General features: G+C 67.0%; 12 protein-coding genes. 2 read left to right on the top strand and 10 right to left on the bottom strand.

The annotated features are described in order from the left end of the window. Positions 1-282: 282 nt before the first annotated feature. Positions 283-2,841 (bottom strand): U32 family peptidase, encoded by a 2,559-nt coding sequence (locus E2N92_RS08950; protein WP_220680846.1) that lies wholly within the window; start codon positions 2,839-2,841, stop codon positions 283-285. Between the two features lie 84 nt (positions 2,842-2,925). On the opposite strand from E2N92_RS08950, the gene E2N92_RS08945 reads away from it, so the two are divergent. Next, entirely contained in the window at positions 2,926-3,267 is a 342-nt protein-coding gene (locus E2N92_RS08945) for a carboxymuconolactone decarboxylase family protein (RefSeq protein WP_220680845.1), read from the top strand. A 145-nt stretch (positions 3,268-3,412) separates the two neighbouring features. After that, a complete protein-coding gene (locus E2N92_RS08940; protein WP_220680844.1) occupies positions 3,413-4,048 on the top strand; it encodes a type I 3-dehydroquinate dehydratase in 636 nt (211 codons plus the stop codon). 559 nt (positions 4,049-4,607) lie between these two features. On the opposite strand, the gene aroC is transcribed toward E2N92_RS08940, so the two are convergent. From aroC to E2N92_RS08895, 9 genes are all read right to left on the bottom strand, one after another. Further along, positions 4,608-5,603, bottom strand: coding sequence for a chorismate synthase (gene aroC / locus E2N92_RS08935; protein ID WP_220680843.1), 996 nt, complete (start codon positions 5,601-5,603; stop codon positions 4,608-4,610). Further along, positions 5,600-6,952, bottom strand: coding sequence for a shikimate kinase (locus E2N92_RS13800; RefSeq protein WP_220680842.1), 1,353 nt, complete (start codon positions 6,950-6,952; stop codon positions 5,600-5,602). Before E2N92_RS13800 ends, aroC begins: the two co-directional genes overlap by 4 nt. Continuing rightward, complete coding sequence (gene aroA, locus E2N92_RS08925) at positions 6,949-8,214, bottom strand: 3-phosphoshikimate 1-carboxyvinyltransferase (RefSeq protein ID WP_220680841.1); 1,266 nt, start codon at positions 8,212-8,214, stop codon at positions 6,949-6,951. Before aroA ends, E2N92_RS13800 begins: the two co-directional genes overlap by 4 nt. Continuing rightward, positions 8,205-9,017, bottom strand: coding sequence for a prephenate dehydratase (locus E2N92_RS08920; protein WP_246589154.1), 813 nt, complete (start codon positions 9,015-9,017; stop codon positions 8,205-8,207). Before E2N92_RS08920 ends, aroA begins: the two co-directional genes overlap by 10 nt. Beyond that, complete coding sequence (locus E2N92_RS08915; protein ID WP_220680840.1) at positions 8,999-9,820, bottom strand: prephenate dehydrogenase/arogenate dehydrogenase family protein; 822 nt, start codon at positions 9,818-9,820, stop codon at positions 8,999-9,001. Before E2N92_RS08915 ends, E2N92_RS08920 begins: the two co-directional genes overlap by 19 nt. A 2-nt stretch (positions 9,821-9,822) precedes the next feature. Next, positions 9,823-10,800: a 3-dehydroquinate synthase II gene (locus E2N92_RS08910; RefSeq protein WP_220680839.1), complete on the bottom strand. Its 978-nt coding sequence runs from the start codon at positions 10,798-10,800 to the stop codon at positions 9,823-9,825. Continuing rightward, positions 10,797-11,579 carry a 2-amino-3,7-dideoxy-D-threo-hept-6-ulosonate synthase gene (locus E2N92_RS08905; RefSeq protein ID WP_220680838.1) on the bottom strand — a complete coding sequence of 261 codons (783 nt, stop codon included), beginning with the start codon at positions 11,577-11,579 and terminating at the stop codon, positions 10,797-10,799. Before E2N92_RS08905 ends, E2N92_RS08910 begins: the two co-directional genes overlap by 4 nt. Next, positions 11,576-12,367, bottom strand: a complete 792-nt coding sequence (locus E2N92_RS08900) for a 2-amino-3,7-dideoxy-D-threo-hept-6-ulosonate synthase (RefSeq protein WP_220680837.1) — start codon at positions 12,365-12,367, stop codon at positions 11,576-11,578. Before E2N92_RS08900 ends, E2N92_RS08905 begins: the two co-directional genes overlap by 4 nt. Before the next feature lie 849 nt (positions 12,368-13,216). Continuing rightward, positions 13,217-14,044 (bottom strand): DUF6159 family protein, encoded by an 828-nt coding sequence (locus E2N92_RS08895; protein WP_220680836.1) that lies wholly within the window; start codon positions 14,042-14,044, stop codon positions 13,217-13,219. Positions 14,045-14,077 lie beyond the last annotated feature (33 nt).

Here is a 14,077-nt window from a genome sequence, read left to right as displayed (position 1 = left end):
TATCGTAGAGGTCATCCCAAAACTCTCCGGCCTTGATAGGTGAGTGGAAGAAGTTTCTGAATCACGGTGCCGTTCAAGAGATTGTTGCCGCCCCGCCTCTATCTTCGTCGTGGGGGGTCCGGGGGGTCTCCCCCGGCGGGAGAGAGCAAGGAAACATTCTTTATTCTCTCGGTGGGCGGCACGTCTGATCGGTCTGCTCTCCCCCATCAATCTCACCGCGGGCGTACATCCTTCAGACGAAGATCCCGCCCCCCGGATATCTTTACCGCCTGAAACCGGATCCTATCGGCGATCCTTTTTTTTCGACCCGTCACCGGTGCCATAGAGGTATGAAGCGGCGGTGATCCCGCCAAGGGCACGTGTTTTGATCGCTGTTTTGAGGCGGTCGAGGTCGGCCCGGTTTCTCGGGCCGCCGAGGGCCTCGCGGTACAGCCCGGTCATCTCCCCGGCATAGGCGGGGCCGCGCCACCTGGCGTCGATGATGAAGGTCGCGATCCCGGCGCCGGCAAGGTCAGGGAGGTAGTCGATGAGACAGGTTTCGACGGCGTTGCCGATCGCGGTCCGGCACGCACCGGCGGGCCTGAGCGGGAAGACCCGGCCCCGTTCGTCCTTGAGCGCCCAGGACTTTCCGCTGCTACACCCGGCCGGGCAGCCGAGGGCGGTGGCGGGGGGACAGTCTTCGGTGACCGCGGCCTCCACGGTTCCCTGGACGAGAAGGGCAAGGGCCGGAGATCCGGCAGGAACGCGGGCGGCGAGGGTACGGACCTCCTCGCCTGAGAGTTCGGGTGAGAGGGTTAGGATGGCAAAGTCGGCGTGGGCGGCGACGGCAGCGTGGTTCCAGATGTTCAGCCCGGCCCCGCCATAGAGGGGCATCCCTGGCACGGTTCGGCGTACGGCGTCGGCGCACCCGTGTCCCTCGACCATCACGCCGGCGATACCGGCGGCATGGGCGGCAGGGAGGAGGGGGATCGCGGCGTCCAGGAAGGTGCGGGTGACGATCCGCGGCCATTTCCAGATCAGGGGGCGGTCGCCGGCGGTTCCGACCGCCGCCTCGAAGGACCCAGGGCGGCACGCCGACGGCGAGGGTTCGAAACAGATCAGATCTGCCCCGGCGTCGGCGACCGCGGATACTCCTTCGGGGGTGTCGGTGAGCACGGCGAGGGCCGGGCGCACTGCGGGGTCAGGGGCGGCGCTCCCCTTCAGGCCGGGGAGGAGCGCGGCCAGACGCTCTCGGGCGGCGGCGACCGCTTCGGCCGTCGGCCGCGCAGCTTCGACCAGCGCCGAGGCAGCAGCGGCCAGCACCTGCCGGCGGAGGGCGTTGAGGTAGGAGGCCGGGGCGAAGAGGCCGCCGGGATACCGGAGGTCGAGGCGGCCGATGAAGAACTGGGTGCCGCCGGTCCTGCCGAGATGATCCCGGACCACATCAACGCCGAGCGGTCTGGTCCTGGCCCGGCCCATCGGTTCGTCGGCCCGGACGCGGAAGGCCGCCGCCTCGCCGCGGGGCGGGGTGCAGAGCCCGGCCACCACCGGGGTGCCGCCCTCATCCCAGGTGACGGTGGCGTCGATCCTGACGCACGGCCGCCCGACACGGACCGTCTCTGCCGCCTGCGCTTCCAAGGCGGCCCGGCGGGTGACCACGACCTCCGCACCGATAGGGGCGGGCTGCGGGAACCTGAGCCTGAGGGTGCCGTCGCGCACCCTGGGCGTCCCGCGCACCACCAGCCCGAACTCCCCGCCCGGCCACCTGACCGCGAGGCCGTCGCCGTTCTCGGGGAGGAGGTCGCCGGTGGCCAGCGCGACGGTCGCCTCCATCCACCGGTCCGAGAAGGCCGTGACCGTGCCGAGGGCCACCCCGCGGTTGTCGGGGCGTTCAGGCCCGATCACCCCGCGATGCCGCTCGCCGCAGAGGTAACCCCCCGTAAACCCGCGGGTGAAGGCGAGGGCCAGGTCGCGCTCGGCGGCGATGGGGTCGGGGAGGGGGTCGCCGGCGGCCAGGGCGTCGAGGGCACGGCGGTAGACCGAGACGACGGTGGCCACATATGCCGGGGTCTTCATCCGCCCCTCGATCTTGAGGGAGGCCACCGGGGCGCGGACGACCTCCTCGAGGGCCGGGTACAGGCAGATGTCGCGCGTGGAGAGGCGGTAGGCGTCGGGGAGCCTGACCGGCCTGAACCCCACCGGACGGCCGTAGAGATCGAGGTCGCCACGGAGCAGGGTGTAGGGCTTCCGGCAGGGCTGAGCGCAGGCACCGCGGTTCCCGCTCCGGCCACCGATCACCGACGAGAGGAGGCACTGGCCCGAGTAAGCATAACAGAGGGCACCGTGGAGGAATACCTCCAGCCCAATCCCGGTCTCCTCGACCGCGGCCCGCATCCCCTCCACCTCGGCGAGCGGGAGCTCGCGGGCCAGGACGACCCGCTCGATCCCGTGCGCCGCGGCCCAGCGCACCCCCTCTTCGCTGGTGACGGCCATCTGCGTCGAGGCATGGATGGGGAGGTCGGGGACGAGCGCTCTGGCAAGCCGGAGCAACCCGACGTCCTGGACCAGGACGGCGTCGACCCCGATCTCGTACAGGAAGAGAAGATACCTCGCAGCCCCCGGGAGTTCGGTGTCGTGGAGGAGGGTGTTGACGGTCACGTAGACTCTGACGCCGCGGGCATGGGCATAGGTCACCGCCTCTTTCAGGGCGGCATCGTCGAAGTTGGCGGCGAACTGGCGCGCAGAGAAATGTGTCCCGCCGAGGTACACCGCATCGGCTCCGGCGGCGACCGCGGCAACAAGGGCCTCCCATGAACCTGCGGGGGCGAGGAGTTCGGTGATTGCTCTCGGTTTCGTGTGCATACGTGGGCCCGGACCCGATATAGCCCTTTCAGCCGCGGCAGGCAGGAACCTATATCCGCGTGTTCGTCAGAGAGACTCTCTACCATGACCGATATCAGAGATTATCTCACCCAGGTCCAGCAGACCAACACCGAGATCGCCGAGTTCGACCCTGAGGTCTGGGAGACCTTCCTCCCGATGGTCAGGAGCATCTCGAAAGCAGGGGCGATCCCGGCAAAATACAAGGAGATCATGATGATCGCCCTCGCCGTCGCCGACCACTGCCCCTTCTGCATCGCGATGCACACCAGGATCGCCATCGAGGCCGGGGCGACGCGCCAGGAGATCATGGAAGGTGCCCTCACCGCGGTCCCCATGGGCGGCGGCCCTGCGATGGCTTACATGCGCTATGTGATCGATGCCTGCAATGAGTTCGAGGCACCCTGAAGATATCTCTTTTTTTCACGACCTGATCGCCGGAACAGACCCATTCACCGGAGGAAGGAGAGGACCACATTCATCCGGGGGACGGGCGCGTTTTCAGCCTCCGATGAACAGGAATATAACCGGTGAGTGTATGACTCCTCTGTGTATGAAGATCGTTGTCTCGCTGTCGAGCCCGGCTGAGATCCAGAAGGCGGTGGCCCTGGGCGCGGACCTCATCGAGCTGCGGCTCGACCTCATGAGCGATGACCTTTCATCGGTGATGGCAGGTGTCGGAGGACAGTGTACCATCCCGATCATCGCCACTCTCAGAAGCAGAGAGGAGGGCGGTGCCTTCACCGGTGACGCAGAAGAATGGTTCTCGACCATCCAGCCCTTCCTGGACTTGGTGGACTATGTGGATGTGGAGCGAAAGTTCAGGAAGTTTGCCAGGATGATCCACTTCCAGCACCTCCAGGTCGTCGCCTCGGCGCATATCAGGTATATGCCCTCGCCAGACGATCTCAAGGCGATCGAGCGAGATCTCAGGACGTATGGCGATGTCCCCAAGATCGCCGTCACCCCCTCCTCGGCCAGAGATCTTCTGCACCTCCTCGATTTCACCCTCGAAGCCGAGAAGCCCCTGGTGACGACGGTGATGGGCGAGGAATTCAGGTATGCCCGGACGTTCCTTCCCTACTTCGGTTCGGAATGGGTCTACTGTCATATCGGCACCCCGACGGCGAAGGGGCAGTATGACATCAGGGAGCTCGAACAGCTCCAGGAGTTGCTCACCTATCGGTGATATTTTCGGGATAAAAAGAATTTCAGGAAGATTCCTTTTTTTTCGTACGTCCTCTCTCTTTTGGGCTTTGTAGATTTGCTCATGAAGCGAAAGCACGCTTCAAGCATACCGAGAGGCCATCCCAAAACTCTCGGGTCTGATCCTCGCAGAAGATAACGATGGATGATAGTTGAAAGATCCCCATCCCCTCGTAGCACAAAGAAGCACCCCGGACCCCCCAAGACGAAGATAGCTAAGGGGCGGCAACAATCTCTTGAACGACGCCGTATTTCTGAAACGTCTTCTCGTCACATATCAAGGCCGAAAAGTTTTGGGATGACCTCATTCAAAATTCTTGGAAAGGAGTGTTTCAGTTCAAGCCTCAGAGGGTTTTGGGATATGCTCCGAATGAAAATCTCATATCACAGTCCTCTGAGGCGTGGAAGGATCGATCCTCGATCCTCCTCCTTGCGACCGGGGAGCGTACAGAAATTGAGCATCGTGCCGCCCCCTATCTTCGTCCGTGGGGGTTCCGGGGGGCAACGCCCCCCGACGCGAGACAGTGGTGAAGTTTCTGCGATCAGATCCTTTTCCCACCGAGCGCCCTCTGCTCAAGGAGGGCGTCGGCGAGGACGAGGGCGAGCATCGCCTCGGCCACCGGGACCAGGCGGAAGGCGATGCAGGGGTCGTGGCGGCCGCGGATCGAGACCTCGACCTCGTCACCCCGGAGGTCGACGGTCTGTTGCGGCATAGCGATGGACGGCGTGGGCTTGACGGCGAGACGAACCCTGATCTCCTGCCCGGTCGAGATCCCGCCGAGCACGCCGCCCGCATGGTTGGAAAGGAACCCGGTGGCGTCCATGGGGTCGTTGTTCTCGCTCCCGAAGAGACGGGCGGCGGCGAACCCCTCACCGATCTCGACGCCCTTCACCGCACCGATCCCCATCATCGCGGCGGCGATGGCGGCGTCCAGTTTCCCAAAGACCGGCGAGCCCAGGCCGGTGGGGACGCTGGCGGCGGTTACCTCGACGATCCCGCCGACCGAGTCGCCGGCCGCCGCCGCAGAGCGCACCGCCTCCTCCATCGCTGCGGCATCTCGCTCGCCGTGCACCTCGACGACCCGCCCGGTCACGCCGATGCCGTGCGTCATGAGAAACTTCGCGGCTACCGCCCCGGCGGCGACCCGCGCGGCGGTCTCCCGGCCGGAACTCCGGCCACCGCCCCGGTGGTCCCGCAGCCCGTACTTCTGGAGATAGGTGTAGTCGGCATGGCCTGGCCTGAAGACCTCGCGGAGCGCGTCGTAGTCGCCGCTCCGTACGTCGCGGTTCCTGATGAGGAGGGCGACCGGTGTCCCGGTCGTCCGTCCCTTGAAGACACCCGAGAGGATCTCGACGGTGTCGGGCTCCTTGCGTGGGGAGGCGAGCGGGCCGCCGGGACGCCGACGGTCGAGCATGGGCTGGATGTCGGCCTCGGATAGCGGGAGGCCAGGCGGGACGCCGTCGACGACCGCCCCGACCGCCGGGCCGTGACTCTCCCCGAAGGTCGTGACTCTGAACCATTGTCCGAAGGTGTTCATAGCCCGAGCACCTCCCGCACGGCCTCGGGCCCGACCTGGATCCCTGTCATATGAAGGAACTGTTCACACGCCTGGTAGACAAACATCTCGGTTCCGGGGATGGTGCGGCAGCCGCGGGCGGCGGCGACCCTGAGGAGGGGTGTCTCCTGTGGGGTGTAGACCAGGTCGAAGACCGTCGTCGCCGGGTCGAGGTCGTCGGCGGAGAGGAGCGTACGCGGGTCGGTGCCCATCCCGACCGGAGTGGCGTGGACGACGACGTCGGGTGTCTCCATCTCGCCGAAGTCCCGGATCTCCCCGGCCTCGCACCCGAACCGCCCGGCCAGAACCCCGGCCTGTCGGAGGTTGCGGGCAAGGACCGTCACCTCGCACCCGAGGTCGATGAGGGCGTAGACCGCGGCCGCGGCCGCGCCCCCGGCCCCCAGGACGACGGCGGTCCGGGCTTCCGACCCTTCGAGGGGACGACGGACCCCGATCCAGTCGGTGTTCGTCGCCCTGATCTCATCGCCGCAGAAGATCAGGGTGTTCGCCGCCCCGATCGCCCGTGCATGTGGGTCGGCCTCGTCGGCCGCGGCAAGTGCCGCCGCCTTGTACGGAACCGTGACCGAGAGTCCTTGCACCCCGAGAGCGTGGGCCGCCCTGAGGATCTCGCCAAATTCAGGGTGATCGAAGAAGGTGTACGAGGCGTCGATGCCGTAAACCTCAAAAAGGGCAGCGTAGAGTTCAGGGCTTCTGCTGTGAAGACACGGGTGGCCGGCGATACCGTAAAGCCCGGTCGCGGGTCCGAGGGTAAGGAGGCGGTCGGCCTCGCCGGGCGGGAGGCGGAAGCTGTCCATCACCCGGAGATCGCGCTCGCGTCCGGCCAGGAGGCCGAGGACGGCGTCGGCCGTCTTCGCCTGGGTCAACCCCACAGTGGAGAGGGCGAAGTCTGCGGCGGCGCAGTAGTACGGACGGCGGCGGGCCAGGAGGGCCGCCACCTCGTCGGCAGGCGGGAGGGCGGTGAGGGGCGGGCGGTCGGAACCTTTTGTCCTCTCCGCGACCGTCTCCGCATCTGCCTCCAGAAGGACGACTCGCCCGCCGCGGCGGAGGGCGGCGACATTGGCCGGGTCGAGCACGGCCCCGCCGCCGGTGGCGACGACCCCGTCGACGTCGGCGAGGCCGGCGATGACCGCACGTTCGAGGGCCCTGAACCCGTCTTCCCCCTCGTCAGCGAAGATCGCCGGGATGGAGCGTCCGGCCCGCGCCTCGACCATGGCGTCGGTGTCGTAGAAGGGGAGGCCGAGCCGGTCGGCCAGAACGCGGCCGATCGTCGACTTTCCGGTGCCCCGGTAGCCGATGAAGACAACCTTCATACCAGACCTCCCTCCTGCAATGCCTCCCAGAAACCGGGGAAGGACTTGGCCACGCACTCGGCCTCCTGCACCGTCACGTCGCCGCTCCCGAGGCCGAGGACGGCGGCGCTCATCGCCGTCCGGTGGTCATGGACCGGGTCAACCGTGAGATGGCCACGGCGCGGACCAGAAGAGACGGTGATCCGGTCCTCCCCGACCTCGACTCCCGCGCCGAAGCCGCGGAGCACCCGTGCGATCGCCGCCACCCGGTCGCTCTCCTTGTACCTGAGATGGGCGGTCCCGGTGATGGTGGTCGGGCCGCGGGCGAAGGCGGCGACGGCCGCGAGGTTCTGGACAGTGTCGGGGGAGGTCGCCATCTCGATCTCGGCCCCGTCGAGGACGCCGTCCGACTCCAGCACCACGCCGGTCGCGTCGGCCCGGACGCGGCACCCCATCGCCGCGAGGGCGTCGAGGAACCGGCGGTCGCCCTGCGCCGAGGCCGGGTCGAGGTGGTCGACCCGCACCCGCCCACCGCAGACCGCCCCGATCGCGAAGAAGGTGGAGGCCGAGGACCAGTCGCCCTCGACCTCGTAGCGCGTGGGGCGGTACCGACCGGGTTCGACCAGGAAGGTCTCCTCCTCCCGGCGCACCTCCACGCCGAAGGCGGCCATCACCCCGGTGGTGAGGGCAAGATAACTCGCGGAGACCGGCGGCGTCTCGAGGGTGAGTGCCAGTCCGTCAGGCCAGCAGGGGGCGGCGATGAGGAGGGCCGAGACGAACTGGCTCGAGACGTCGCCGGGCAGCGCCACGCTCCCGCCCCGCACCGGGCCCCTGACCGTGAGAGGCGGGAAACCCGGACGGCCGGCGTACCTGACCTCGCCGCCCAGGGCCGCCACCGCATCGCCGAGCGGCCCTATGGGGCGCTGCTGCATCCTGGCACTCCCGGTGAGCGTAACCGGGTGCCTACCGAGGGTGGCGAGGCCGGTCAGGAACCTGAGGCTGGTCCCTGAATCGCCGGCGTCGATGACGACCGGGGCGTCGAGGGGGAGGCGCCCGCCACATCCCTGCACCGTGAGGACATCGGCGTCCCCGGCGACCCTGATGCCCAGGGCAGTGAGGCCGGTGCGGGTGCGGGCGATGTCCCCGGCCTCAAGGGGCCTGACGATCTCTGACTCCCCGTCTGCCAGAGCGGCGACCACCAGGGCGCGGTGGGTGAGGCTCTTCGAGGGCGGAGCGGCGACGGCGAGGTCGACCCCGGTGTGGCGGGCCAGCGTCACCTCCACCCGTTCACCTCCAGGCGCGGGTAACACCCGAACTCCTTCACCTCTACGAGGCTCTGCAGTTCGGCGACGGCCCCGGCCCACCCCGGTCCCACCTCGCCGTCGATGAAGAAGACGTACCGCCCCAGCCCGCGTCGTGCCGGCCGCGACTCGATCCTGGTGAGGTTGATCTCCCGGCGGGCAAAGACGGCGAGAAGATCGGCGAGAAGGCCGGCGCGGTCAGCCCTGGGGTCAAGGAGGAGCGAACATTTCGTCGCCTCTTCCCCGGTGTAGGGCGTCTGCGAGATCCGCACGAACCTGGTGGTGTTGTCGGGTGCGTCCTGAACATCGCGGGCGACGAGCGAAAGCCCGCACCGTTCTGCGGCCAGGGCGGTGGTGAGGGCTGCCGCCCCTCCCCCTGCACGGGCGGCCTCCTCCGCACTGGCTGCATTGGAAGAGGTGTGGACGACCGGAACGCCGAGACGCTCGACCAGGCCTGAGGACTGTTCATGGGCCTGCGGGTGGGCATAGACGACGGTGACCTTATCCATGGCAACCTGTGCGCCGAGGTGGAACCTGACCCTGACGCAGACCTCGGCGGTGATGAAGACCTGGTGGGTGAGAAGAGCGTCGAGGGACGGCCCGACCCCACCGGCCTCGCTGTTCTCCAGGGGCACGAGCCCGTCGCCCTTCCCCGCGGCGACATGCTCGAAGACCGCCCTGATGGTCGGGAGGAGGTGGACCTCGTCGGCGAGGCGGGCGGCCAGGGCATGGGAGAAGGTGCCGGCCGGGCCGAGGGCGGCGAGGTTCAGCGTGTCGCGAGACATTGCACCAGCGCCTCCGATTCTTCAGTTGCCTCCTCGATATATGCCGAGAAGAACGCCGCGTCCCTTGCAAAGAGGTCGACAAACTCCTTTTCGCCGTCCCGCACCGCGCGCTCCGCCTCTGTTGCGGCCTCCCTGAAGGCGTCGAGGACCGCCGGCACTGCCGGGTTCTCCTGGAGGATGGCAGCATAGAGCGCGGGATCCTGCCCGAGGAGACGGCCGACCAGGGCCATCTCGGTGCGGTACACCGGACTGGTCACGGCTAGGAGGGCGTCGAGGTCGACACCGAGGCGCCGCATAGTCCCGGCAAGAGTGAGGGTGGTATAGTGGGTGAGTCCCTGGACGACGGCCATCATGCGATCGTGCGCCGCCGGGTCCATCTCGATGACCCTGGCACCACCGGCCCTGATGACGTCGAGGAGGAGGTTGGCCTGATCGGCGTCGATCCTGGCCGGGCAGGCGACGACCGTCTGGCCGGCAAGGGTGGGGGTGGTGGGGCCGAACATCGGGTGGAGCCCGAGGACGGCGGCCTCGGTCCTGAGCATCGCCGCCACCGGCGCCGCCTTGAGCGAGGTGAGGTCGCAGAGGACCCGGTCGTCCCTGAGGACGGGGCCGACCTCCTCGATGACCGCCACGGTCTTTCGGATCGGGACCGAGACCATCACCACGTCTGAAGTCCGGGCGAGGTCGATGTTGGTGAGCGCGGTCGCCGGCCCTGAGACGAGCACCTCCCACCCGGCCTCCTCAAAGACCCGGGCGAAGAAGGTGCCCATCCCGCCGGTCCCGCCGATGATCCCGAGACGCATCCTCAGGTCTCCGTGATCGTCTCCCCGACCGCCATCCCGAAGTGACGCCCGGCGGTCATCGCAAGCCCCAGGACCACGTCGCCTTCCCGGAGGGCGGCGACCGAGACCGGACCGTCCGGGCCGAGGAGGCGGACGGTCTCCGCGTTCTGGAGGACGATCCCGGCCGGTCTGCCGACCGCGGTCTCCGCCTCCACCAGGAGGAGAGGTCGGCGCTCGGTCTTCACCCGGCCGACCGCCGCCTCTTCGGTGGTTCCCTTGCCGTCGGCGACGAGCACGCCGTCGCCGGCCCGCACCTCGGAGAGGTACGCCGTCTTCCCGTCGGACTTAAGGAGGTAGGCATGGACCGCTCCGGCGTTCACCCTGAAGGGCCTGGGGGAGACGTATGGGTTCTCGGCCGTCTCGGCCAGGACCAGGAAGAACGCGGATGAGGTGTTGCCGACGAGCATCCCCTGCCCCTCGGCCAGGAGCGAGCAGGTGTCGATGCAGGCGCGGTCGCCCATCCCGATCTGCCGGACCCCCGTGACGGTGAACGCCTCGAGGCCGAGGGCCGGGGCCTTTGCAGCGACGGCGGCGGCCACCCGCCCGACCTCGGTTGCGTCGTCGGTGCGGAGGAGCACGCCGGCGACTCCCTTCTCCAGGATCCCAAGGGCCAGACTGGCCTCCTCCGCGGTGTGGACCACGGCGACGACGTGGTCTGAGACGGCGACCAGGTTCTCCAGCGGGATCACCGTCCAGTCCGGGGTGGAGACGACGAGGAGGCTCTCGCCGGTGGCCTGGGGAAGCGGGGCCTCAGGCGTCACCTCGACGAAGAGGACGTCGGTTCCCAGCACCAGGTCGCCGTCAGGGGCGACGGTGGTCACCCGGCCGAGGGCGCGAGCATCTTCAGCGGCCTCAACGACGAGGGCCCCGGCCCCGGCCTCGATTGCCGCAGTGGCCAGGTCGGTCCGCCAGGGACGGACGTCCACCCAGAAATGGGTCATCGCCCCTCCAGGGCGGCGGCGGGGTCGAGGCGCTGGTGGACGACCTGGCAGATGGCGCGGACAAAGGCCTTCGGGTCGTCGCGCTGGAAGGCGTTGCGCCCGATACAGACCCCGGCCGCCCCGGCGTCGATGGCGTCGTGGATCGCCTGGAGCGTGGCGAGGTCGCCGGCCTTCTCGCCGCCGGCGACCAGGACCGGGATCGAACTCGCCGCGGTGATCGCCGCAAAGGTCTCCGGGTCGCCGGTGTAGGTGGTCTTGACCAGGTCGGCCCCGAGTTCTTCAGCCACCCTGACACAGTGACCGACGGCGGCGGGGTCCCGCGGGTCGATACCGACCCCACGCGGGTAGACCATCGCGAGGAGCGGCAGTCCCCAGCGGGCACACTCGCGGGAAACCTCGCCCGCGGCCTCGATCATCTTCGACTCGTGCGGGGCGCCCAGGTTGATGTGGACCGAGACGGCGTCCGCCCCCAGAGAGACCGCTTCCTCGACGGTGCAGACGAGCACCTTGTCGTCGGGGTCGGGGTTGAGCGAGGTGGAGGCCGAGAGATGGACGACGAGCCCGATATCCCGCCCATGACCGCGGTGGCCGGCCCGGACCATCCCTTTGTGCATGACGATCGCGTTCGCCCCGCCGTCGCTGACCGCGGCGACGGTCTCGGGCATCCGGCGCAACCCCTCGATCTGCCCGAGGGTGAACCCGTGGTCCATCGGGACGATGACGGTCCTTCCGGTGTTGCGGTCCATGATCCGTTCCAGTCTAATCGCCTTTCCAATCATAACTCCATCATCTCCATTGCTTCCTTGGCACTCCGTCCCTGGTGGATGACCGCGGCCGCCGCCCGCATGAACTGCGCGGGGTGCGGGTGGCCGAAGACATTGCGCCCGATCGAGATCCCGGCGGCACCGCCTTCCATGGCGCCTTCGATCATGGCAAGCGTCGCCGCCTCGTCGGTCTTCGACCCGCCGGCCACGACCACCGGCACCGGGCACCCCCGCGTCACCTCCCTGAAGGTGTCTGGGTCGCCGGTGTAGACCGTCTTTATCAGGTCGGCGCCCAGTTCGGCCCCGGCCCTCGCGGCGAGGGCGACGGCCTCCACCCCGCGTTCGTCCTCGATCGACGGGCCCCTGGGGTACATCATCGCCAGCAGCGGCATCCCCCATTCCATGCACTCGACCGCGACCTTCCCGAGGTCTTCAAGCATCCGGGCCTCCGAACCGGCCCCGATATTCACGTGAACCGAGACGGCGTCGGCGCCCATCTTCAGGGCGTTGGTGACGGTGTTGACGAGCACCTTCTCGTTCGGGTCGGGCCCGAGCGTGGTCGAGGCCGAGAGATGGAGGATGAGCCCGATGTCCTGCCCCCATCGGCGGTGGCCGTACAGCGCAAGTCCCAGGTGGCCGAGCACGGCGTTGGCCCCCCCTTCCGCGACGCAGTCAACGGTCCGTCCCATATCGATGAGCCCGGTCATGGGCCCGACCGTAACGCCATGGTCCATCGGGACAATGATCGTCCGTCCGGTGTTACGATCCATAATACGTTCCATCCTAATCTGTTTTCCTCTCATAGAAACACCCCTCGGCAGGATCAAAAGATTCTGCCGGGATTAAAAGCGATAAAAATACCTAAAAAAGACGCCGTACGGCGCGACCGCTCGGGATGAGACGGTCAGAGAATGGTCGGTGCCTGTGCGATGCTCAGTGCTCGGGAAGGTAAAAACATTCACCGGCGAAAAAACATTCACCACACATTGGCAGGATAGTAGATCGTAACGATATTTAATGGTGTGGGTGGAGGGGAGAGGAAGGCAGCGGATGAAGGTGTCGGCCCCTTTTTACAAAGAGGGCATCCCAGAACTCCCCCGGCCTTGATATGTGACTGGAAAAATTTTCTGAATTATTGGCTTTGGAGAATTCAGCATGAGCCCGCGGCTCAAGCATACGGGATGGAAATCTCTCGTCGCTTGATCTCCCATATTCAGACAGGAGAGGCGGCGGAAACCGTGTTTCATCGCCGCCCCCGCCCTATCTTCTCGCGAGATGGCAGGAACGATCGTGCGATAGGGGGCGGCACGCCTGATCATCACGCCTTCCCATACATCGGTGCCGGGGGCTCCCTCGAAAGCCTGACGGCTCGTGGCACAACAGAGATGTGCCCGAACAGGAAAATCTTCGATTTTTGGCCTTGTAGAAATCCTCACCATTTCTTAGTTCGGGTATGATTCAACCGCCTTCCCCCATGCTCACGCCGGGGGCTCTGCCCCCGGACCCCCAGGATGAGGAGAGAGGCCAGCGGGCTTTCACTGTCCAGGGATAGATCTCCCGGCGAGAAATGAAAGTTCATGTCACCCATCCCGTACCCGGCGCTCCCTTTCATGACCGGGTCATTGCTCCCGATCAAAAAAATGAGAGAAATCTCACCCTCGGCGGGGCACGAACGCGCCCTGCACGAGGTCAGCACCGAACTCAGGGGAGACGGTACCTTCCTTCGCGTACCGGTAGAGCACCGCGACAAAGATCCCCTGGAGGGCGGCATAGACGACGCCAAGCACCACCGTGGCGATGAACCCGATGCTGAGCAGCGCGACGGAGACCGTGCCCGGGGCCACGACCAGGGCGATCACGCCGGCGACGATGAGGAGGATGCCCGGCACCATGATCAGTCCGAGACCGAAACCCCCGACGACGTTCTCGCCCCAGGTCCGCTTGAAGAGTTGCCAGGACTCGCCGATTGCGTCGACGACCCCCATCTTCTCGAAGACCATCACCGGCACGACGAAGAAAGTCGCGAGGTTCCAGGCCGCCCCGACGAGGGCGACGGCAATCTGCCCGAGTCCTTCAGATTTTTCTGAGATGAGGTTGAGGACAAGGCCGACGGTCGCCGCCACCAGGGCCCAGGAGAGGAGGTGCCCGAAGCTGGCGGTGGCGATCCGGAGACCGTCGCCGACCGTCGGGTCGCCGCCGCGGAGCCTGATGTCGGCGCATGCGATGAGTGCGGTGTTGAAGTAGATGACGACGGCGTAACTGGCGAGGTAGAAGAGGAAAAGAAGCACGATCCCTCCGTACTCGCCGAGGGTGCTCTCCGCCATGAACCCGGTGAGGGCCAGGGGGAGGGCGAAGGAGGCGACGAGGATCAGGGTGACGATACCTGAAAGAACGGGGAAGAGCATCATCTCCTTGTCCTTCCTCAGGACCGAGAGCGACGCCTTCGCCAGCGCAATGCTGCGGCTGATGGTTCCTGTCATTCCAGATTATGAGACCTGACAGGATTTAGGATC

Source organism: Methanofollis formosanus (genome assembly GCF_019633745.1).
GTDB classification, from domain to species: domain Archaea; phylum Halobacteriota; class Methanomicrobia; order Methanomicrobiales; family Methanofollaceae; genus Methanofollis; species Methanofollis formosanus.
This window is presented reverse-complemented; position numbering and strand designations above follow the sequence as displayed.

Excerpts from the sequence above, each read along its gene's own strand:
- E2N92_RS08950 (WP_220680846.1), bottom strand. The coding sequence starts at position 2,841 with ATGCACACGAAACCGAGAGCAATCACCGAACTCCTCGCCCCCGCAGGT.
- E2N92_RS08945 (WP_220680845.1), top strand. The coding sequence starts at position 2,926 with ATGACCGATATCAGAGATTATCTCACCCAGGTCCAGCAGACCAACACC.
- E2N92_RS08940 (WP_220680844.1), top strand. The coding sequence starts at position 3,413 with ATGAAGATCGTTGTCTCGCTGTCGAGCCCGGCTGAGATCCAGAAGGCG.
- aroC (WP_220680843.1), bottom strand. The coding sequence starts at position 5,603 with ATGAACACCTTCGGACAATGGTTCAGAGTCACGACCTTCGGGGAGAGT.
- E2N92_RS13800 (WP_220680842.1), bottom strand. The coding sequence starts at position 6,952 with ATGAAGGTTGTCTTCATCGGCTACCGGGGCACCGGAAAGTCGACGATC.
- E2N92_RS08920 (WP_246589154.1), bottom strand. The coding sequence starts at position 9,017 with ATGTCTCGCGACACGCTGAACCTCGCCGCCCTCGGCCCGGCCGGCACC.
- E2N92_RS08915 (WP_220680840.1), bottom strand. The coding sequence starts at position 9,820 with ATGCGTCTCGGGATCATCGGCGGGACCGGCGGGATGGGCACCTTCTTC.
- E2N92_RS08910 (WP_220680839.1), bottom strand. The coding sequence starts at position 10,800 with ATGACCCATTTCTGGGTGGACGTCCGTCCCTGGCGGACCGACCTGGCC.
- E2N92_RS08905 (WP_220680838.1), bottom strand. The coding sequence starts at position 11,579 with ATGATTGGAAAGGCGATTAGACTGGAACGGATCATGGACCGCAACACC.
- E2N92_RS08900 (WP_220680837.1), bottom strand. The coding sequence starts at position 12,367 with ATGAGAGGAAAACAGATTAGGATGGAACGTATTATGGATCGTAACACC.
- E2N92_RS08895 (WP_220680836.1), bottom strand. The coding sequence starts at position 14,044 with ATGACAGGAACCATCAGCCGCAGCATTGCGCTGGCGAAGGCGTCGCTC.